We start from the raw sequence: 19444 nt of genomic DNA on the forward strand, positions 1-19444 counted from the left end.
GTCCCCTCACCATGGGTGAGGGGACCTTTTCGTGTTCGAGTGGCGGCGTGCGATTCCTGCGTTCGATGTGCCCGAATGTTTCGAAACATCGCAATTCGCAGGTCATTTCGTATATCTCATCGTTCACGGCTGCGAAACGCCCGGATGACGACGTGGATACCGGCCCATCCAATTCTGTAGGCCGCGTGTCCGGATGAGAAGAGTTGAGCTTGGTCGTCTATCTACTGCGCCGCTTGCTGCAGGCGGTGATCACGGTGTTCGTGGTGGTTTCGCTGGCCTTCGCGCTCGGACGGCTGACCGGTAGCCCGGCGGCCACCCTGCTGCCGGAGACGGCGAGCGAGGCCGATATCGCGGCGCTCGACGCGAAGCTGGGGTTCGACAAGCCACCGCTCACCCAGTACGTCGACTATCTGCGCGGAGTAATCGCCGGGGATTTCGGCGATTCCTACCGGCAGCAGGGCACCTCGTCGATGGCGATCGTCGGAGAGCGGCTGCCGGCCTCGCTGCAGCTCGGGACGGCCGGATTCGTGCTCGGAATCCTGCTCGCCTTCCTCGCGGTGCTCACGGTGCATCTGACCGGAATCCGGTCACTGCGCGGCGTACTGCTCGCGCTTGGTGCGGCGCGACTCGCGGTGCCGGACTTCTTGTTCGGTCTGCTGTTGGTGCTGATGTTCTCGGTGACCCTGGGTTGGCTGCCATCGCTGGCTAGCGCGAATCCGCTGTCCATCGTGATGCCGGCGGTCACCATCGCGACCGCGCAGTTCGTCGTGTACGCCCGGCTGCTCGACAATTCGCTGACCACCGAGAGCGCACAGGACTATGTGCGCACCGCGTATGCCCGCGGCGAGCGCCGCTCGACCGTGGTGCTGCGCGAAGTGCTGCCGAACGCGCTCCTACCGGTCCTCACGGTTTCGGGCATCAATTTCGGCACGCTGCTGGGCGGGCTGGTGATCGTCGAAAGCGTCTTCGCCTGGCCGGGTCTGGGCCAGTTGATGCTCACCTCGGTGTTCAGCCGGGACTTTCCGGTCGTGCAGTCCGGGCTGGTCGTCATCGCGACCATCTTCGTCGTCGTCAATCTCGCCGTCGACATCCTGTACGGCTTCGTCGATCCGAGAGCGAGAGTCCGATGATCAGAACCGCCTTTGCCCGCATCGGGTCCGCTCGCGATATCGCCGCATTGCTCGGCGTCGCCATGGTTCTCCTGGTCGTGCTGTTCTCGCTGCTGTATCCCCTCACCGACGGTTACAGTCCGTACTCGCAGGAGTTGGCCGACGCGTTCACGCGGCCGTTCACCACGGCGCGGTATCCGCTCGGCACCGACTCGCTGGGCCGCGATCTGGCCAGCCGCCTGGCGCTGGCGGGCCGGATCACCCTGGGCCTGGTCGTGGTCATCGTGGTGGTCAACTCGGTCATCGGCGTCATCATCGGCACCGTCTCGGGCTACTTCCGCGGCGCCCTGGACAGCCTGCTGATGGGGTATGCCGATGTGCAGCTCGCGGTTCCGATGAGCCTGGTCATCATGGCGTTGTCCGCGGTGCGCGGACCGAGTGTCGGGCTCATGGCCACAATTCTGGGATTGACGTTCTGGGTGGGGTACGCCCGAGTCGGCCGATCGGTGGCGCTGGGTCTGTCCACGCGCGACTTCGTCATCGCGCCGCGGCTGCTGGGCGCGAGTTCGAGCTGGGTGATGCGCAAGCACATCGTGCCGCACGTGCTCGTGCCGGTGGGCATTCTGGCGGCCGCCGATCTGGGGAACGTCATGATCATGATCTCGTCGTTCGACTATCTCGGGCTCGGTGTTCAACCACCCACTCCCAGTTGGGGACTGATGATCACCGACGGGCAGAAATATGTGCGCCAAGCGCCGTTCCTCACGCTGGTCCCAGCGGTCGCGCTGCTGCTCGTCATTGCCGGAACCCTGCTGATCAGTCAGCGATTCACCGGCGAGGGCCGTGGATCGCGCCGGGCGACGGGCGCTCGCGCGCCGTTCCGGAAGGCGGTGACGGCATGAGCGGCGACCGATCCCACGACCGTGTCCCACTGCTCGAGGTCACCGACCTCACCATCGGCTACCTCACCGCGTCCGGTGAACGGGTAGTGCTCGTCGACTCGGTCTGCCTTCGCCTCGAAGCGGGAGAAGTGCTCTGTCTCGTAGGCGAATCCGGCTCCGGTAAGTCGGTGACCATGCTCGCCGTGCTGGGTCTGCTCACCCCGCCGCTGACGATCTTCTCCGGCAGCGTGAAGTTCCGCGGGCGCGAGCTGGTCGGGGCGGACGAGGCCACCATGCGGCGGCTGCGCGGGGCGGAATTGGGGATGGTGTTCCAGGATCCGATGACCTCGCTCAATCCGGTGCGGCGGGTCGGGACGCAAATCGAGCGGGCGCTCGCGATACATCAGCGTCTCGATGCCAGGGCCCGCCGCCGACGAGTCGTCGAACTGCTGGGCGAAGTGGGTATCCCGCAGCCCGAGCAGCGCTCCCTCGCCTATCCGCACGAGTGGTCGGGCGGCATGCGGCAGCGCGCGGTCATCGCCATGGCGATGGCGAACGATCCGGCGGTGCTCATCGCCGACGAGCCGACCACGGCCCTGGACGTGACCATTCAGGCCCAGCTGATGGATGTGCTGGCGACCGCCCGGGCACGCGGTGGCGCGGGCATGGTGCTCATCACCCACGACCTCGGACTCGTCGCCCAGCACGCCGATCGCGTGGCGATCATGTACGCGGGCCGGGTCGTCGAGACGGGCACGGTGTGGCAGGTGTTCGACGACGCCACCCACCCGTACACCCGCGGACTACAGCGAAGTCTGCTCGGCGAGGCGCGGGCCGAGGCGCAAGGCCGCGCCTACGCCATCCCGGGATCGCCGCCCGCTCCGACCGATCGGCCGCCGGGCTGCCGGTTCGCCCCACGCTGCGAATTCCCGGGCAAGAACGGCGAATGCGAGACGGCCACACCGGTGCTCGCCCAGTTGAGCGCTGATCACGCCATCGCCTGCCCGCCCGCTCACGCCCTCGCCGGACAGGAGGCCTCGTCATGAATCCGACAGCTGTTCCCGAAGCGGTCATCCGGGTCGAAGACCTCGCGGTGAGTTTCGATATCCGTCGAGGACTGCGCCGATCACGGACACTGCGCGCACTCGACGGGATCACCTTCGAGGTCCGGCGCGGCGAAACCTTCGGTCTGGTTGGCGAATCCGGAGGCGGCAAATCCACGCTGGTGCGCACCCTGTTCGGGATCAACACCCCGACCGCGGGGCGCGTCTGGATTCTCGGGCGTGACCTGAGGACCCTGACGCCACGGGCGCGGCGGGCACTGCGGAACCGGGTGCAACTGGTCTTCCAGGACCCGTACTCCTCGCTCGACCCGCGCATGACCGCGCACGACATCGTGGCCGAACCCCTGCGCATCGTCGGCGGATACACCCGGGAGCGGGTCGTGGAGCTCCTGGACCAGGTCGGCCTCACCGCGGACGCGCTGCCGCGTCGCCCCGCCGAATTCTCCGGCGGGCAACGGCAACGCCTCGGTATCGCACGCGCGCTCGCACTGGAACCGGAGGTGCTCGTGCTCGACGAACCGGTCTCCGCGCTCGACGCCTCGGTGCAGGCGCAGGTGATCAATCTGCTGCAGGACCTGCAGGAGCGGCTCGGACTCTCCTATCTGTTCATCGCGCACGACCTTTCGGTGGTGCGGCACATGGCGGACAGGGTCGGGGTGCTGCATCTGGGAAAGCTGGTCGAAATCGGCGAGACCGAAGCGGTTTTCACCGATCCCGGCCATCCCTATACCCGCGCGTTGATCGCCTCCGCGCCCATCCCCGATCCCCATCGGCGCGGCCGTGATGCCGCGGTACTCGTGCGTGGCGAGATGCCCGATGCCTCGAATCCACCGAGTGGGTGCACCTTCCGCACCCGATGCCCCGACGCGAGAGACGACTGCGCCGAACGCGAACCCCCGCTCATACCGCTCGACCCGGATCACGCGCTGGATCTGATCGGTCGAACGGGTCACTCGGTCGCCTGCCATTACCCCGCGTTGCCGACTCGGCCTGCCAAATCCCTTTCCCTCCTCAGTGATTAGGAAGATCTGTGAGTTTCAAGATTCCCGCCGCCATCGCCGCGCTGACCGTCCTGGCGGCTTCCGTGACGCTGACCGGCTGTGCTCCGGCCGGCAGCTCCGGCACCGCGGGCAACGCGATCGTGGTGGGCGCTGTCGCCGAGCCCGAGCACGTTCCCGACCCGATCGTCGACGGCTCGCTGGCGGGCTACAACTACTACTTCGCCGCCTTCGATCAGCTGGTCCGATTCGATGAAGACGGCAAGCTCACGCCGCTGCTCGCCACCAGCTGGGAGCCGAACGCCGACTTCACGAAGTGGACGTTCACGATTCGCGACAACGCCAAGTTCCACAATGGTGAGCCGGTGAAGCCGTCCGATATCGCCTTCACCTACAACACGATCAAGGCGACGCCGTCCGGCGACCCGGCCTCCTACATGGAGATGTTCGAATCCGCGGCGGTGGGCCCGCAGAACACGGTGGTGTTCACCCTGAACGCCTCGTACTCGGCGTGGCCGAGCATCGTCACCGGCGTCTCGATCGTGCCCGAAAGCGTGTACACGAAACTGGGTTCCGCCGGTTTCGCCGCCGCGCCGGTCGGCTCGGGTCCGTTCCAATTCGATCACTACACCCGCGGCGTCGAGTACGTGGTCAAACGCAATCCGAACTACTGGGGAGCGGCGCCGGCAGTCGACAAGGTGACCTTCAAGACGGTGGGCGACGCCGATGCCCGCCTCAACGGGGTCCAGTCCGGAAGCCTGGACGTGGCACTGATGGCGCCGAATCAGGTTTCCGCACTGACAGGTTCGTCGAATGTCACCGTCAAGTCCAAGGTGTCCAATGGCGTCACCTTCCTGGGCATGAATTCGACGGGCGGACCGCTGGCGAATGAGAAGGTGCGCCAGGCCATCTCGGTGGCGATCGATCGCGAGAGCATCGTGAAGAACGTGCTCGCCGGGAAGGCGACCGTCGACAATCAGCTCATCGCCGCGAATGTGGGCGGCTACGATCCGACCTACCCACGCGCCGTCTATGACCCGGCCAAGGCCAAGCAGTTGGTCGCCGAGTCCGGCTACACCGGTCAGGAGATCCCGTTCCAGTACGCCACCAACGGCCGCATCCCGCTGAGTTCCGAAATCGCGCAGGCGATTCAGGGTGACCTCGCCAAGGTCGGCATCAAGGTCGCGTTGCAGGGCACCGATCAGGGCAGCTTCTCACAGATCATCTACGGGACGAAGACCGCGAAGGGCCTGTACCTGAACACCTACGCGCCCTCGACGCTGGACGGTGACGCACCGGTGTCCTCCATGTTCGGCGGCCAGCAGAACGACTACGCCATGGTGCCCGCCACCGCCGCGCTGGTCGCCAAGACACGGACGGTCAGTGGCCCGGCCCGGATCAACGCCTATCGAGAGCTGTTCCAGTTCAACGATGCTCGGGCCTTGCTCATCGGTCTGTACACGCCCGACACGAACTACGCGGTGAACCCCAAGCTGAATTGGACGCCGCGGGCCGACGGCATGATCACCGCGCACACCGCGACCTTCAGGAACGCCGCATGAACGACCTGGTCATCGGCAACGTTCACCCGTGGGGCGGGAAGCCGGTCGAGTTGGTCATCGAAAACGGGGTAGTGGCCAAGGTTTCCGAGGCGACGACAGTAATACCGGTCGCCCCTGCGACTCCCTCCGGTAGCTACCTCGACGGCGGCGGCCGGCTCATCCTGCCCGCGCTCTCCGATGTCCACCTGCACCTGGACTCCAGCTGTCTCGGCCTCCCCGTCCGCCCCTACACGGGTGGGCGCGGGCGCTGGGGCCGGATCATGAACGATCGGGAGCACTGGCGATCGGCGGAACGCACTGTCACAGAACGGGCGTCGTTCTCCCTCGCCGTGGCTGTTGCCAATGGCGCGACCCGTATCCGCACCCATGCTCAGGTGGACGCCGACTCCGGGTTGGACAAGCTCGAGGGCGTGCTGGCGGCGCGGGAACGGTATGCCGATGTCGCCGACGTGCAGATCGTCGCCTTCCCCCAGGTCGGGATCCTGCGCGAACCCGGCGTCGTGGATCTGCTCGACGCGGCTCTGCGCGCGGGCGCGGACCTCATCGGCGGCATCGACCCGTGCGAGATCGACCGGGACCCGGTGCGGCACCTCGATGCCGTCTTCCTGCTCGCCGAACGGCATCAGGTCGGCGTCGACATCCACCTGCACGAGGCCGGTGAGCTGGGCCTGTTCACCCTGTCGCTGATCCTCGAACGGGTCGAGGCGCTCGGCATGCGAGGGCAGGTGACGATCTCGCATGCCCGGTGTCTCGCGAGCGGGCTGCCCGGCGTCGCCGAGGCGATCGCCCGCCTCGCGGCGAACGAGGTGGCGATCACGCACGCCGCGGGCGGAAACGGCTGGGAGCTGCCGCTGCTCGAATTGGCGGCCGCGGGTGTGCGAGTCGGGGTCGGCATGGACGGTCAGCGCGACTTCTGGTCCCCGTACGGCAACGGCGACATGCTCGATCGGGCCTGGCAGCTGGCCTTCACCAACGGGTTCTCCAGCGATGCGGAGATCGAGCACGCGCTCGCCATCGCCACCTGGGGCGGTGCGGGCGTGATCGATCGCCGCCTGAGCGTGCTGGATCGGCTCGGGCTGCACCCCGGGTTCGAGGCCGGCGATCCCGCCGAATTCCTGCTGGTCGATGCGCCCAGCCCGACCGACGCCGTGATGGATCGGCCCGCTCGCCGGACGGTCGTGCATCGCGGGGCGGTTCTCGAAGTCGACACTGCCCTCGAGGGTTTCGAGTGGCCCGGCGGGTCGGGGAGGTGAGCGTGCGTCGCGCCATCCGGGCAGCGCATGTGCTCGCCTATTCGGGGGACGGGCATGTGCTGCTGGACCATGCGGAGGTCGTGGTCGACGGGACGCGCATCCTCGCCGTCGGGCCGCACGGCGCGGCGGCGGTGGACGAGGTGGTCGACCTGGGCGAGGCCCTGTTGACGCCGGGATTCATCGATCTCGACGCGCTGACCGATATCGACCACGCCCTGATCGACTCCTGGCAGCCACCCGAACTCGGGCTGGGTCTGCAATGGTCCCGCGACTACGCCGAACAGCGACGGCGAGCCGTATTCGACAGTGCGGAACGGGCTTTCATCCGCGAATTCGGGTTCGTCCAACTGCTGCTGCACGGCGTGACCACCGCCATGCCCATCGCCTCGGAGGTGCACAGCGACTGGGCGGAGACGTTCGAGGACGCGGTGGCCATGGCCGAGACCGCCGAGCGGCTCGGACTGCGGGTCTACCTCGGGCCGAGCTACCGGTCCGGAGTGAACGTGGTGGATGACGACGGCACTCGCTCGCTGTATTGGAACGAGGCGCTGGGTCTCGAAGGATTCGACGGGGCCGAGCGGTTCCTGGCGTGGGCCCGGAACAACACCTCCGATCTCGTTCACAGCGTCCTATTGCCCTGCCGCATAGAGACACTCAGCGAAGATCTGCTGCGGCGGACCGCGAAGCTGGCTGCCGAAGCCGGGGTGCTGGTCCGACTGCATGCGCTGCAGGGGCTCACCGAACGCAGTCTCGTGCTGGAGAAGTTCGGTGCGCCGCCGCTGCGGGTCTTGGAGCGCACAGGTCTGCTCGGCCCGAAACTGCTGCTGCCGCACGGGATCTACGTCGACTCGCATCCGCTCGTCGGTGTCGGCACCGATGTCGACGTCGCGACGCTGGCCGCCGCGGGCGTCACCATCGTGCACTGCCCGCTCACCTCGGCCCGCTACGGCGCGGCCCTGGACAGTTTCGAGCGCTATCGGGCGGCCGGAGTCGGTCTCGCGCTCGGCACCGACTCCTTTCCGCCCGATCTGATCCGGGGTATCGACACCGGAGTCAATATCGCCAAGGTCGCCGCGCACCGCCTCGACGCGGCCGGCTACGGCGACTATCTGACCGCCGCGACGCTGGGCGGGGCTGCGGCCCTCGGACGCCCCGACCTCGGTCGAATCGCGGCGGGCGCCACCGCTGATCTGGTCGCCTTCCGGCTCGGCGATATCCGTGACGGCGTCCTCGACGATCCGATCCGCACCATCTGCATGAACAGCACGGCCCGCGCGGCGACCTTCTCGATGATCGCCGGGCGCATCGTCATGCGAGACGGCGACGTGCCCGGCATCGACCTGCCCGCCATGGCCCGCCGCGCCCAATCCCTGTTCGACCGCATGCGCCAGGCATACTCCGACAGGGACTATCTGCGACGCGACCCCGACGACCTCTTCCCCCCGTCCTTCCCCCGAACGCGATCCACCGCCTGAGCGAAAACGGTCAGGCGCTGAGGTCGACTTCGGTGCCGATGCCGTTGGCTCGGGCCTTGTCGATGAGCAGGCGGGCGGTGGCCAGGTCCTGGAGGCCGATGCCGACGGAGTTGTAGAGGGTGATGTCGGTGTCGGCGGTGCGGCCGGGGGAGGTTCCGGTGATGACGTCGCCGAGTTCGGTGGTGACCGCGGAGTCGGGGATCGCGCCCTCGGCGATGGCGAGGAGGGTGTCGCCGGATTTGGTGAGGGTGGTGGCGATCGAGTCGACTATGACGCGGGAGCGGCGCATGGCCTCGCCGTCGATCTCGCGGTGGTCGTTGCGTGGCGGCGCGCCTACCGCGTTGACGTGGAGGCCGGGGGTGAACCACGCGCCGTGCACGATCGGGTCGCGGGACGGGGTCAGGGTGCAGAGGATATCCACGGCCCTGGTGACTGCCTCGGGGGAGTCGAGGGTCTCGATGGTGAGGTCGAGATCGGCTACGGCGGTGCGGAATTCGCTGACGGTGGCGGCGGTGCGGGACCAGACGTAGACGGTGTCGAGGTTGCGGACGCGGGCGATCGCGCGGGTGTGCTCGACGGCCAGGTTGCCCGCGCCGATCAGGCCGAGGGTCGAACTGGCCTGGCGGGCCAGGTATTTCGTCGCGACCGCGGTGGCGGCCGCGGTGCGTACGGCGGTGACCAGCCGGCCGTCGATGAGGGCCTCGCAGCCGCCGTGCTCGGCCGAGGTCACCACGATCACCGAGCGCTGCACCGGAAGCCCGCGGGCCCGGTTGTCCGGCAGATCGGCCAGCAGTTTCACGGCGGCCGCGTTCGCGGATTCGGCGGCGGCGGCCATCGGGATGAAGGCGGCCCGGCCCAAGGACATGGCGGGTGGGGCGGGGACTACCGCGGTGCCGCGGGCGAGGTCGGCGTGTGCGCGTTCCACCGCCGCGAGCACCTCGCCGCGGTCGAGCACGGCGCGCACATCGGAATGCGACAGGATCAGAGTCAACGGTGCTCCTCGAGAACGTTTGCGGGTCAGAAGGTTCGGGCGAAGGCGACGGTCAGGTCGCGTGGGGAGCGGCTGTTGCCGACCAACCCGCTCACGGCGACGATCGCGATCAGATAGGGCAGCATCACCAGCAGTGCGAACGGCACGTGCAGGCCGAGCGCGGGGAGCGCGAATTGCAGCGCCTGGGCGATGCCGAAGAACACCGAGGCCAGGACCACTCCGAGCGCCCGCCACCGTCCCGCGATCACCGCTACCACGGCCAGATAGCCGATGCCGCCGGTCATGTTGTCGCTGAAGGAATGCACCTCCGACAGCGCGAGCTGCGCGCCGCCCAGACCGGCGGCCACCGCGGCCAGCAGGACGCAGCCATAGCGGACCGCGCGCACCGGAAGCCCGGTGCGATCCGCCGCCACGGCATCCTCGCCGATGGCGTCGACCACCAGACCGAGCTTGGTGCGGCGGGCGAACACCACCGCGAGCACGGCGACCAGCGCCATGCACAGATAGCCGAGCGCGGTCTGCCCGAACAACGCGGGCCCGACGACCGGGACGCGGTGCAGCAGCGGAATGGGCAGCGGGTCGAAACCTGGAGCGCTGTGCCCCTTGCCGTCGGCGAGCAGCAATCGTGCACCGTAGGTGGTCGCGCCCAGCGCCAGCGCATTGCTCGCGATTCCGACGACGATCTGGTCGGCCCGCAACGCGACACTCCACACCGCTTGCACCACACCGAAAATCGCCGCCGCCGCGACGGCCGCGAGCGTTCCGAGCACCGGCGAACCGGTGGAGACCGCGCCGAGGACGCCGGCGAACGCGCCGGTCAGCATCATCGCCTCGAGACTCAGATTGAGCACACCGGCGCGTTCGCTGACCAGCTCGCCACTGGCCGCCACCAGGATGGGGAGCGTGAAACCGATGCCGCTGGTGGCGATGTCGGTGACCGTGTCCAGGCTCATCGCATCGCTCCCGTCAGCTCCGGGGTCGGAGCTTCCTGTGGGTCGGTCGTGTCGACCTTCGGCCGTCGCGTGGTCCAGACGGCCGCGCCCGCGATGAACACGATCATCAACGACTCCACGACCGAGACCGTCGAGGCGGGCACGTTCGCCGCCAACTGCAGATTGATGCCGCCCGAGACCAGGAATCCCAGCAGCATCGACACCGCGGCGACGGCGGTCAGCGAGCCGCGGGCCAGCAGTCCGACCACGAGTCCCGAGAACCCGTAGCCGGAGGAGAATCCCTCGGCCAGGACGAAAGGCGCGGTCGCGACCAGCAACCCGCCCGCCAGGCCCGAGAACGCCCCCGCCCCCGACAGGCTGAGGAAACGCAGCCGGTCGACCGGCAGGCCGAGGCGTGCCGCGGCATCGGGGTTGCGGCCGACCGCGCGCAACCGGGTGCCGACCGCGGTGTGGCGCACCATGATCGCGGTCCCGACCGCGGCCGCCAACGCGATCCACAGCGCGATGGTCGCGGGCGAGCGCTGGATGCCCAGCAACGGCAGATGCGCTGCGGCCGTGAGCGGTTCGGATTGTGGCAGCGTCTCGGACGAGGTGACCGGCTGGCGCAGCAGCGCGGGCTCGTGCACGACCAGCAACACCAGGGCCAGGCCGACGAAGTTCAGCAGCAGCGTGGTGATGATCTCGCTGGTGCCGCGCCGCACCCGCAGATACGCGGCGATGGCCGCCCACGCCCACCCAGCGGCCGCCGCGCCCGCCAGCACCGCGGGCAGCGTCACCGCGGCGGGCGCGCCGGTGAGGGTGGTGCCGATCGCGGTGGCGGCGATACCGCCCGCGCAGATCTGGCCCTCCCCGCCGACATTCACCAGGCCCGCCCGATGCGCGATGGTGAAACCGACCGCGACCAGCATCAGGGTGGCCGCGACATTCAGCGATGCGCCGATCGCGTAGTTGCTGCCGAACATCCCCTCCCACAACGCCTGTACGGCGGTAGCGGGCGCCGCACCGGCCGCTGCCGCCAGCGCCAGCCCGATCAGCCCGGCGGCGACCGTGGCCGCGGCGGCGGCCACGACCGGCCGGTATGCCGTGACATTCGGCCGGTAGGCCGTGACGCTCATCGCGCAACTCCCATCATCAGTTCACTGATCTGTTGTGCCGCAGTGGGATCGGCGGTCGATACCGGCCCGGTGAGCGCGCCACGGTAGGCGACGAACACCCGATCGCACAGCGCCAGCAGTTCCGGCACCTCGCTGGACACGACCAGCACGCCGCAACCGTCGGCCGCCGCGCGCCGCAGCCGGGTCAGCACGAAATCGACCGCCCCGATGTCGAGCCCCCGCGTCGGCTGCGCGGCGACCAGGCAGCGTAGGTTCGCCGTCGACAGCTCCCGCGCGAGCACGACCTTCTGCTGATTGCCGCCGGAGAGCGACCCCATCCGCACCCACGGCCCCGAGGCCCGCACATCGAAGTGCTCGAGTTCGGTTTGCGCGGCCCGGCCCATCGCCCGCTTGTCGAGCAGGCCGAAGCGTCGGAAGCGGTCCAGCCTGCCCAGGAACAGGTTTTCGGCGATGGACATGTCGGCGATCATCGCGTCGCGGTGGCGGTCCTCGGGGACGACGCCGAGTCCGATCCGGGTTCTTCGGGCCGGGGTGGCGGTAGTGATGTCCTTGCCGTCCAGGGTGATTCGTCCGCTGTCCGCCGTGGTCGCGCCGGACAGCACGCTCACCAGTTCGCTCTGGCCATTACCCTCGACGCCCGCGATGCCGACGATCTCGCCGGGCCGCACCGCCAGCTCGACGTCGACGAGCGCGGTGCGGCCGTCGGGGCGTGCCACGGTCAGCGCGGTCACGTCGAGCACCGCGGGCCGGGCTTCCAGTGCGGTCGAATGATCCTGTCGGGCAGCAGGACCTGGAACGCTCTCGATTCCGAGCGTGGCGGCGACGGTCGGGTCGAGGTCGGCGGGACTGCGGCCTACCATCGCCGTCAGCAGGTCGGACACCGAGGTGTTCGACATCGGCCCGCCGCCCGCCACCGTGCCGTGGCGCAATACCGTCGCGGCATCGGCGACCCGGGCGACCTCGCCGAGCTTGTGGGTCACCAGCACGACCGCCTTGCCGTCGGCGGCGATCGCGCGACAGGTGTCGATCAAGGCGTCGATCTCGGCCGGATCCAGCACCCCGGTCGGCTCGTCGAGCAGGATGAGCGACGGATCGCGCAGCAGCGCTTTGACGATCTCCACCTTCTGCCGCGCGCCCACCGGCATGGTGGCGACCCGCTGATCGGGATCGACGCGCAGGCGGTAGCGCGCGGCGATGTCGTCCAGCCGCGCGGTGAGATCCGCGCGGCGCATCCGCCATCCGCTCTGGGTGAGGGTGAGGTTCTCCCCGACGGTCATCGTGGTCACCAGGCTGAAGTGCTGGTGCACCATCGCTACCCCCGCGGCCATGGCGGCGGCAGGCGAGTCGGGTCGAAAAGGGTTGCCGCCGAGCGACATGCGACCGGTATCGGGGCGATAGCCGCCGAACACCAGATTGCACAGCGTCGACTTGCCCGCGCCGTTCTCGCCGAGAACGCAATGCACGGTGCCCTTCTCGACGGTGACATCGACCCCGTGCAGCGCCCGGACCGCGCCGAAACTCTTACCGAGGCCCTGCAGGGCCAATGCCGGAGCGCTCATCTCAGTACGGCTTGACCGCGCCGGTCGACAGCGCCGTCTTGGCCTTGGCCAGCGCGTCGGCGGCGCTCTGGTCGCACAGCTTGAAATCCGTGCCGTGGTTGGGGGAGGTGAGCCCGAACTTCACGTTCTCGGCCTTCCAGGTCCCGTTCACGGCGGCATTGACGGCGTATTCGACCTCGGCGCCGATGTCGGTGTGCACGTAGCCGAGGTAGGCGGGGTTGGTGCAGTCGCCGGGGATCGGGCCCCCGATCATCGCCGTATTCGACTGGGCCGCCGCCTGTTCCATACCCGCTTTGCCCAGGTTGACGATCTGTCCGAGCGCACCCGCGCCGGCGCCGTAATCGGCCAGTGCGGCCTGTTTCGCCTTGGCCGGATCATTGAAATCGCCGACGTACTGCGGGGTCAGCACCTTGATGTCGGGCTTGGTGAAGCGTGCGCCATTGCCGTACGCGGTCGCGGCATTGACGATCGCCGGGAGTTCGACGCCGCCGACGAAGGCGACCGCGCCGGTCTTCGAACCCGCCGCCGACACCGCGCCGCTGAGGAATTCGGCCTCGGCCTGCTGCGGGTCGTAGTACGCGAGGTTGGACAGCGGCTTGGCGTCGGCGGGACCGCCGATCTCGACGAACTTCACGTTCGGGAACTGCGGGGCCACCTTGCGCACGTCGGCGTCGGTCTGCCCGCCGAGCGAGATCACGAGATCGTTCGACGAGGCGAAGCGCACCAGCGCCTGCTGATAGTCCGCGGCCGCGACCTGCTCGACCTTGCTCAGTTCGACCTTGTCGCCCAGAGCGCTTGCGATCCGCTGGTAGCCCAGATAGCCCGACTGCATGAAGCCGGTGTCCGACAGCGAGCCGGGGAAGAACACCCCGACCTTCAATTTGCCGCCGGAGCCGGCGGTGTCGGCGGAGCCGCAGGCCGACAGGACAGCGGCGGCGGCGAGTGCGGCCGAGCCGAACGCGATCGCGCGTCGAGTGGACTTGTGCACGAGGAGACTCCTTGCTCGAACGATCCGCCGACTTAGCGGTATACCATTAGATGATGAGGGTGCTTTCCCCATGTGACGTGCGGATTACCGAAACGTAAGAAATCGTGACCCACTTCGCGGGCGGCTACCGTTGGAGACGTGCGGGAGCGAAAGGGCGGTGTCGTGGCGCAGGAGCCGACGAAGAAATCGCTGCGGGATCAGGCCTACGAGGAACTGCGGGACCGGATCATCGATCTGCGAATGAACCCCGGCCAGCGGCTCGTCGAACGAGACCTGGCCGCGGAGCTGGCGATCTCGCGCATCCCATTACGCGAGGCGTTGCAGATGCTGGAACGCGAAGGGCTGGTGGTGATCGTGCCGCGTCAGGGCGCGATCGTCGCCCCGTTCACCGTCGCCGACGTCCGCGACCTGTTCGATGTTCGCGAGAGCCTCGAAGTCCTGGCGGCCCGGCTCGCCGCCGAGCGCGCCACCGACGCCGACCTCGCCGCCCTCCGCGACCAACTGACCGCGGCCCGCGAGGCGACCGCCCGCGGCGAGCAGCCCGCGATCGCCGCCGCCAATGCCGGCTTCCACGCCATGATCGTCGAGATCTCCGGCAACCCGCTCCTGCAATCCCTGTTGCGCCCCTTGGAATCTCGCGTCCAGTGGCTCTTCCACCTGACCAAGGAGCGTGACCCCGGCGCCCAGTGCGAGGAACACGAACTCCTCTACAACGCCATCGCGGAACATGATCCGACCGCCGCCGCCGAAATCGCCTACCGCCACGTCGCTTCCGGACGGGAACCCAGCATCGCCCTGTCCCAGCAGTGGTCCATGCCCGCCATAGATCCGATCAGCGCCACCCGCACCCGCCAGCGTCCGCCGCAGCGCAATTCGATGCGGCTGGTCAGCGGGGAAGCCTAGCCGGACGCATCCGGACAGTGTGGGCGGCTACCGTGCACCCGGATGCGCATCGACGTCGCGCTCGTGGACGAGAGCGTCGATGCGTCGTTTGTAATCGTTGAACACCGCGGTGGTCGGGTCTCGTTCGACGGGAAGATCGATGGTGACGGTCTCGCGCAGGTGCCCGCTGCTGCCGTGTGCGGAGCCGCCTGCCATCACGACTACCCGATCCGCCAGGTAGACGGCTTCGTCGATGCTGTGGGTGATGAACACGACGGTCACACCGGTCTCATGGTGGATGCGTTTGAGTTCGGTCTGCAGCACCGATCGGGTCAGGGCGTCGAGCGCGCCGAAGGGTTCGTCCATGAGCAGGACCGCGGGACGGTTCGCCAGGGCCCGGGCAATGGCCACGCGTTGCTGCATGCCACCGGACAGCTGGTGCGGGAACGACTTTCGCACCCGAGCCAGACCGACTGTGTCCATACAGCGATCGGTGATCTCGCGGACCTCGGCACGCAGCACACGGGCCTGCTTCGGGCCGTAGGCGATGTTCTCGGCGACGGTGAGCCACGGGAACAGTCCGTAGTCCTGGAACACCACGCCCCGATCGGGTCCGGGTCCGAGGATCGGTTCGTCGCCCACGGTGATCCGGCCCGCGGAGGGGGATTCGAAGCCCGCGAGAATGCGCAGCAGGGTCGATTTGCCGCAGCCGCTGGCGCCGACGACGCACACGAATTCCCCCGGGGCGATGTCGAGGTCGACGCCCTGGACGGCGAATCCGCCGGCGTCGGGATACCGCTTGCCGATGCCGTCCATGACGATCCGGGCCGGCGCGTGCGGACGGCGGCGGGTCGAGTAGATCTTCATCGCGGTCACCTTGTCGTGGGCAGGAGCGGTCGCCGTCCGGCCGCCGCGCGGACGGCCAGCAGCAGGATGCGGTCGGCGAGGAATCCGGCGAGGCCGATGACGATCATCACCGCGACGATCAGATCGGTGCGCGACTGTTCGCGCGCCTGGGTGATGAGCGCACCCAAACCGACTCGGATACCGACGGTTTCACCGACGACGAGGATCACCCAGGACAGCCCGAGCGCGATGCGCAAGCCCGCGACGATATTCGGGATCGAGGCGGGCAGCACCACCTTGTAGAGGGTCTGCGCGGGTGGCGTACCCAGCATCGCGGCGGCTTCGAACAGCCGGGCCGGCACGGCCTGCACTCCGGCGATGGTGTTGAGCAGAATCGAGAAGACAGCCGCCAGGAACACCAGGAATATCGTCGAGCGATCACCGAATCCGATGATCAGCAGCGCCAGCGGGGCCCAAGCGGTCACCGGGATCGGACGGACCAGATTGATGGTCGGTTCGAGCATCCGGTAGGCGATGCGGGACCGCCCCATCACGATGCCCAGTGGAATGGCCACGGCCGCCGCGAAGCCGAAGCCCTGCACGACGCGCACCGTGCTGGCGTACAGGTGCCGCCACAGTGTGCCGCTGTAGGAGTCGCCGATGACGCCGCCGAACGCGAGGTCGGCCAACCGCCGCGCGACCTCGTACGGCGTCGGCACGAACCGCATCTGGATGCCGAACGGCAGCGTCCAGCCGCCGTTGACACCACGGTCCCACAACAGGATCAGCAGGATCGGCACCGGCAATGCCCACAGTGTTGTCAGTACGCGCGCGCCCACGCGGCGTCGCGCCGCCTGGACCGGCCCCGGGGAAACTTCGGCGGCCGGCGCGGGGGTCCGGGTCGCGGTCATCGCGGTGCCGCGAGGGAGTCGAGGAAGCCGGTATCGAAAACCTTGCCCATGTCGGGCGCCTTGGGTAGCTGGTCGAAGGCCACCATCTGTTCGGCCAGCGTCTTCACGCGCTGCCGATACGGATCGTCGAGTGCCCAACGCAGCGTGACGTTCTCGATCGCCGTATCGGTGATGGTGCGGTCCAGGCCGAAGGTGGAGACCAGGCCTTCCGCCCACGCGGCCCGGTCGGACTTCATGTAATCGATCGACCGGGTGAAGGCTTGGACTGTCTCCTGGACCCGTGGCCGATCCTGCTCGATCAATCGACCCCGGGTGGCGAAGACGATGTTCACGCCGCCGATCGGGGTTTCGTACGGCGAGGTGATCTGGTGGGCCCCTGCCTGTTTGGCGATCGAGGGGGCGGTCTCCGCGCTCAGGAATGCGTCGATCTGCCCGGATCGGTAGGCGTTGGCCATATCCGAATACGGCAGGTTCACCAGGTCGACATCCTTGGCCGGATCCATCCCGTTGGCGCGCAGGGTGAGTTTGAGCAGGATCTCCTGCGACGAACCGGCTGGGTATCCGACCTTCTTGCCGCGCAGATCATTCGGTGTGCGAAGGTCGGGACGACCGACGAATCCGGACCCGCCGTCGGCGGCCGAGGCGATGATTCGCACGTCCTGGTCGGCTGCCACGCCCGCCAGGATCGAGGGGGCTCCGAGCACGCCGAAGTCGATGGCGCCCGAGGCCAGTGCGTTCTTGATATCCGGGGAACTCGCGAACAAGACGATCTCGTAATTGGTCGCCGAAGGTGCGAAACGCTGCATGAAATACGGTGCGTACAAATGGGGTTGCCCTCGCAACGTGCCGATCCGGACGGTATTCGGACTACCGCCTGTGTCGTCGGGGGTGGAGATGCACGCGGTGAGGCCGACGATGGTGGTCACCGCGAGCAGTAGCGCGGACAACACGCGGAACAGGGTGCGGGTCATCGAGATCCTTTGTGGTGGTGTCGAACTCGTCTGGTCAGGCGCCGTGGTCCGCCCGCGTCACCAGCGATAGTCGAGGAACTTCCCGTCGAAGGTGACCACGACCCGGTCACCGTCAGGATCCGGACGCCGGCTGATGTCCATCTGGAAGTTGATCGCGCTCATGATGCCGTCGCCGAATTCCTCGTGGATCAGCTCTTTGAGCGTGGGGCCGTACACATTGATGGCCTCGACGAACCGGTAAACCGTGGGGTCCGACATGATCGCGGGATCGGCTGTGCGCGTGGGCTGTTGGCGCAGCGCCTCGGCCACCGAGTCGTCCAGCGCGAGCAATTCGCAGATGATCTCGGCCTGCTGGGCGCTGAGCGCGTGCCGCCCGAGCAGCGCCGCCGTGGCCCAGACGAGCGGGGCGTCGATCGCCGCCGCCAGCTCGGCCCAGCTGTGCCCGCCGCGGATGCGGGCCGCCGTAACAAGTGCTGCGGCAGCGGATTTGCTCATGATCGGTGTCATCGAAGGCTCCTGGGTCAGCGGCGTATGCCGCCACCCTGTCATGCCCAGCAGCGGTATACCGCTATCTGAAACCAGGTCTTCACAGGCGTCGTGGCGACGTGGGGAAACCGCGCCCTCGGTGAGCTTTCGGTCATTTTCACGCAGCGAGTCGTTCACGACCGGACAACATCCCTCCATGTCAGTAGACGTGTCAGGTTGCCGTCAGGTCGCTGTCAGTCTGCGCGGCCACAGTGTGTCCATCGAACAAAACGACCGGGACCGAACCGGTTGGGATCACCAGAGATTCGAAGGAGAACACGACATGTCCATCACCCTGACCGACCAGGACAAGAGCACCATCCGCACCGCCGCCTTCGGCGCGCTCGCCCTGTTGTCCGCCGCCGGGGCGCCGCACAAGGGCAGCAGCCAGGGCTCCATCGCCCTCACCTCGGCGACCGGCGTGGTCGGACACGTGCTCTCCACCCGGGCACGTGACATCCAGTTGGACGGCAAGAACGTCGCCGAGCTGGCCGATCAGGTACTGCCCGCGCTGACCGCGGCGATCACCCTGCTCGGCGCGCAGGACCCGGCCGAGGCGGCCAACTTCCGCGACACCGTGCTGGTCGCGGTCGAGGCCACCGCCCAGGCCAAGGGCGATCCCAGCCCGGCGGTGACCGCCATGGCCCGCAAGATCACCGCGGCCCTCGACGCCGCATGACCCGATGACCACTTCCGGCCCGATGCGGCCGGAAGTGGTTGCCGTGAATCAGCAGACCTTGTTCGAGTATCACCCTTGCGCCTTCTACGGCTGCGGCGGCGAAATGTACGAGATCGGCAAATACGAGTCGGTGGCGGATGCCCGCGCGGCCGCCGAAGGCCGGACGGACGCTGTGTCCAGTGGCGGCCTGTGCCTTGCTTCAATGCTGGAACAATGTATGGCTACCCAGGCAACGAGGACAGCGCGACCTGGAGTTTCATCATCAGGTGGGACGACGATCTGGAGTGATCGTGACAGGTGACTATTGAGGGATGAACCGACTTCTGGTGCTGGTCAATGGGCTTCCGGGTGCGGGGAAGACGAGTTTGGGGCGCGGGTTGGCCGAGGAACTGGAAGCGTTGTTCTTGTCCAAGGACGTCGTCAAGGAGGCGTTGGCGGAGTTCGTTGGGGGTGTGATGTTTCGGCGGAGGTTGCGAGGGCGCGGTATGTGGCGCGGCGGCGTGACCCCATTCATCGGGATCGGCAGCGGTTGGTCGAGGATTGGGACGACTGGGTGGCGGATGCGGCGCCGCTCGGGCTGTCGCCCGTCGTCGTGGTGGATACCTCGCGCGCAGTTGATTTCGCTGACCTTGCCGACCAGGTGAAAGCGGTGGGGGTGGACTAGGCCAGGGCGATTTCCTCG

20 protein-coding genes and 1 pseudogene are annotated in these 19444 nt (G+C 68.0%); 12 read left to right on the forward strand and 9 right to left on the reverse strand.

The genetic code is table 11. The features are described from left to right. The first annotated feature begins 209 nt into the window (after positions 1-209). The 7 genes from ACWEOI_RS21880 to ACWEOI_RS21910 are packed head-to-tail and all read left to right on the forward strand — an operon-like array spanning position 210 to position 8342. Positions 210-1130 (forward strand): ABC transporter permease, encoded by a 921-nt coding sequence (locus ACWEOI_RS21880; RefSeq protein WP_452360784.1) that lies wholly within the window; start codon positions 210-212, stop codon positions 1128-1130. Beyond that, positions 1127-2011, forward strand: a complete 885-nt coding sequence (locus ACWEOI_RS21885; protein ID WP_452360785.1) for an ABC transporter permease — start codon at positions 1127-1129, stop codon at positions 2009-2011. Before ACWEOI_RS21880 ends, ACWEOI_RS21885 begins: the two co-directional genes overlap by 4 nt. Next, on the forward strand, positions 2008-3036 hold the full coding sequence (locus ACWEOI_RS21890; protein WP_452360786.1) for an ABC transporter ATP-binding protein: 1029 nt from the start codon (positions 2008-2010) through the stop codon (positions 3034-3036). Before ACWEOI_RS21885 ends, ACWEOI_RS21890 begins: the two co-directional genes overlap by 4 nt. Further along, a complete protein-coding gene (locus ACWEOI_RS21895; RefSeq protein WP_452360787.1) occupies positions 3033-4076 on the forward strand; it encodes an ABC transporter ATP-binding protein in 1044 nt (347 codons plus the stop codon). The genes ACWEOI_RS21890 and ACWEOI_RS21895 overlap by 4 nt, the downstream gene beginning before the upstream one ends. 8 nt (positions 4077-4084) lie before the next feature. Next, entirely contained in the window at positions 4085-5614 is a 1530-nt protein-coding gene (locus ACWEOI_RS21900) for an ABC transporter substrate-binding protein (RefSeq protein ID WP_452360788.1), read from the forward strand. Beyond that, complete coding sequence (locus ACWEOI_RS21905) at positions 5611-6867, forward strand: amidohydrolase family protein (RefSeq protein WP_452360789.1); 1257 nt, start codon at positions 5611-5613, stop codon at positions 6865-6867. Before ACWEOI_RS21900 ends, ACWEOI_RS21905 begins: the two co-directional genes overlap by 4 nt. 2 nt (positions 6868-6869) lie before the next feature. Continuing rightward, positions 6870-8342 carry a chlorohydrolase family protein gene (locus tag ACWEOI_RS21910; RefSeq protein WP_452360790.1) on the forward strand — a complete coding sequence of 491 codons (1473 nt, stop codon included), beginning with the start codon at positions 6870-6872 and terminating at the stop codon, positions 8340-8342. 10 nt (positions 8343-8352) lie between these two features. On the opposite strand, the gene ACWEOI_RS21915 is transcribed toward ACWEOI_RS21910, so the two are convergent. Genes ACWEOI_RS21915 through ACWEOI_RS21935 form a run of 5 tightly spaced genes read right to left on the reverse strand, consistent with a single transcriptional unit; the run spans position 8353 to position 13948 of the window. After that, the gene (locus ACWEOI_RS21915; protein WP_452360791.1) at positions 8353-9333 is read right to left on the reverse strand and encodes an ornithine cyclodeaminase family protein; all 981 of its coding nucleotides are present in this window, start codon (positions 9331-9333) and stop codon (positions 8353-8355) included. A 26-nt stretch (positions 9334-9359) separates the two neighbouring features. Then, positions 9360-10286 carry an ABC transporter permease subunit gene (locus ACWEOI_RS21920; protein WP_433667417.1) on the reverse strand — a complete coding sequence of 309 codons (927 nt, stop codon included), beginning with the start codon at positions 10284-10286 and terminating at the stop codon, positions 9360-9362. Beyond that, entirely contained in the window at positions 10283-11401 is a 1119-nt protein-coding gene (locus tag ACWEOI_RS21925) for an ABC transporter permease subunit (RefSeq protein ID WP_433667415.1), read from the reverse strand. Before ACWEOI_RS21925 ends, ACWEOI_RS21920 begins: the two co-directional genes overlap by 4 nt. Continuing rightward, on the reverse strand, positions 11398-12960 hold the full coding sequence (locus tag ACWEOI_RS21930) for an ABC transporter ATP-binding protein (protein WP_452360792.1): 1563 nt from the start codon (positions 12958-12960) through the stop codon (positions 11398-11400). The genes ACWEOI_RS21925 and ACWEOI_RS21930 overlap by 4 nt, the downstream gene beginning before the upstream one ends. A gap of 1 nt (position 12961) precedes the next feature. After that, entirely contained in the window at positions 12962-13948 is a 987-nt protein-coding gene (locus ACWEOI_RS21935; RefSeq protein ID WP_452360793.1) for a BMP family protein, read from the reverse strand. 138 nt (positions 13949-14086) lie between these two features. Here ACWEOI_RS21935 and ACWEOI_RS21940 point away from each other — a divergent pair, with 138 nt between their 5' ends. Continuing rightward, entirely contained in the window at positions 14087-14851 is a 765-nt protein-coding gene (locus ACWEOI_RS21940) for a GntR family transcriptional regulator (RefSeq protein ID WP_452360794.1), read from the forward strand. 27 nt (positions 14852-14878) lie between these two features. Here ACWEOI_RS21940 and ACWEOI_RS21945 read toward each other — a convergent pair whose 3' ends face one another. The 4 genes from ACWEOI_RS21945 to cynS are packed head-to-tail and all read right to left on the reverse strand — an operon-like array spanning position 14879 to position 18065. After that, positions 14879-15697, reverse strand: coding sequence for an ABC transporter ATP-binding protein (locus ACWEOI_RS21945; RefSeq protein WP_452360795.1), 819 nt, complete (start codon positions 15695-15697; stop codon positions 14879-14881). A 5-nt stretch (positions 15698-15702) separates the two neighbouring features. Continuing rightward, the gene (locus ACWEOI_RS21950; RefSeq protein WP_452360796.1) at positions 15703-16587 is read right to left on the reverse strand and encodes an ABC transporter permease; all 885 of its coding nucleotides are present in this window, start codon (positions 16585-16587) and stop codon (positions 15703-15705) included. Continuing rightward, positions 16584-17558, reverse strand: coding sequence for an ABC transporter substrate-binding protein (locus ACWEOI_RS21955; protein ID WP_433667405.1), 975 nt, complete (start codon positions 17556-17558; stop codon positions 16584-16586). The genes ACWEOI_RS21950 and ACWEOI_RS21955 overlap by 4 nt, the downstream gene beginning before the upstream one ends. A 57-nt stretch (positions 17559-17615) precedes the next feature. After that, positions 17616-18065: a cyanase gene (gene cynS, locus ACWEOI_RS21960; RefSeq protein WP_452361060.1), complete on the reverse strand. Its 450-nt coding sequence runs from the start codon at positions 18063-18065 to the stop codon at positions 17616-17618. Positions 18066-18366: 301 nt separating this feature from the next. On the opposite strand from cynS, the gene ACWEOI_RS21965 reads away from it, so the two are divergent. From ACWEOI_RS21965 to ACWEOI_RS21980, 4 genes and pseudogenes are all read left to right on the forward strand, one after another. Then, positions 18367-18762 (forward strand): hypothetical protein, encoded by a 396-nt coding sequence (locus ACWEOI_RS21965; RefSeq protein ID WP_452360797.1) that lies wholly within the window; start codon positions 18367-18369, stop codon positions 18760-18762. A 4-nt stretch (positions 18763-18766) separates the two neighbouring features. Then, positions 18767-19063, forward strand: a complete 297-nt coding sequence (locus ACWEOI_RS21970; protein ID WP_452360798.1) for a hypothetical protein — start codon at positions 18767-18769, stop codon at positions 19061-19063. A 10-nt stretch (positions 19064-19073) separates the two neighbouring features. Then, a pseudogene (locus tag ACWEOI_RS21975) lies at positions 19074-19190 on the forward strand (AAA family ATPase); the annotation flags it as partial. Positions 19191-19291: 101 nt separating this feature from the next. Beyond that, positions 19292-19426 (forward strand): hypothetical protein, encoded by a 135-nt coding sequence (locus tag ACWEOI_RS21980; protein WP_452361073.1) that lies wholly within the window; start codon positions 19292-19294, stop codon positions 19424-19426. Positions 19427-19444: the final 18 nt, after the last annotated feature.

The organism is Nocardia sp. NPDC004340, assembly GCF_053602575.1.

Coding starts and splice junctions, on each gene's coding strand:
- ACWEOI_RS21930 (WP_452360792.1), bottom strand. CDS start 12,960: ATGAGCGCTCCGGCATTGGCCCTGCAGGGCCTCGGTAAGAGTTTCGGC.
- ACWEOI_RS21970 (WP_452360798.1), top strand. CDS start 18,767: ATGACCACTTCCGGCCCGATGCGGCCGGAAGTGGTTGCCGTGAATCAG.
- ACWEOI_RS21885 (WP_452360785.1), top strand. CDS start 1,127: ATGATCAGAACCGCCTTTGCCCGCATCGGGTCCGCTCGCGATATCGCC.
- ACWEOI_RS21925 (WP_433667415.1), bottom strand. CDS start 11,401: ATGAGCGTCACGGCCTACCGGCCGAATGTCACGGCATACCGGCCGGTC.
- ACWEOI_RS21895 (WP_452360787.1), top strand. CDS start 3,033: ATGAATCCGACAGCTGTTCCCGAAGCGGTCATCCGGGTCGAAGACCTC.
- cynS (WP_452361060.1), bottom strand. CDS start 18,065: ATGACACCGATCATGAGCAAATCCGCTGCCGCAGCACTTGTTACGGCG.
- ACWEOI_RS21965 (WP_452360797.1), top strand. CDS start 18,367: ATGTCCATCACCCTGACCGACCAGGACAAGAGCACCATCCGCACCGCC.
- ACWEOI_RS21955 (WP_433667405.1), bottom strand. CDS start 17,558: ATGACCCGCACCCTGTTCCGCGTGTTGTCCGCGCTACTGCTCGCGGTG.
- ACWEOI_RS21905 (WP_452360789.1), top strand. CDS start 5,611: ATGAACGACCTGGTCATCGGCAACGTTCACCCGTGGGGCGGGAAGCCG.
- ACWEOI_RS21890 (WP_452360786.1), top strand. CDS start 2,008: ATGAGCGGCGACCGATCCCACGACCGTGTCCCACTGCTCGAGGTCACC.
- ACWEOI_RS21920 (WP_433667417.1), bottom strand. CDS start 10,286: ATGAGCCTGGACACGGTCACCGACATCGCCACCAGCGGCATCGGTTTC.
- ACWEOI_RS21950 (WP_452360796.1), bottom strand. CDS start 16,587: ATGACCGCGACCCGGACCCCCGCGCCGGCCGCCGAAGTTTCCCCGGGG.
- ACWEOI_RS21945 (WP_452360795.1), bottom strand. CDS start 15,697: ATGAAGATCTACTCGACCCGCCGCCGTCCGCACGCGCCGGCCCGGATC.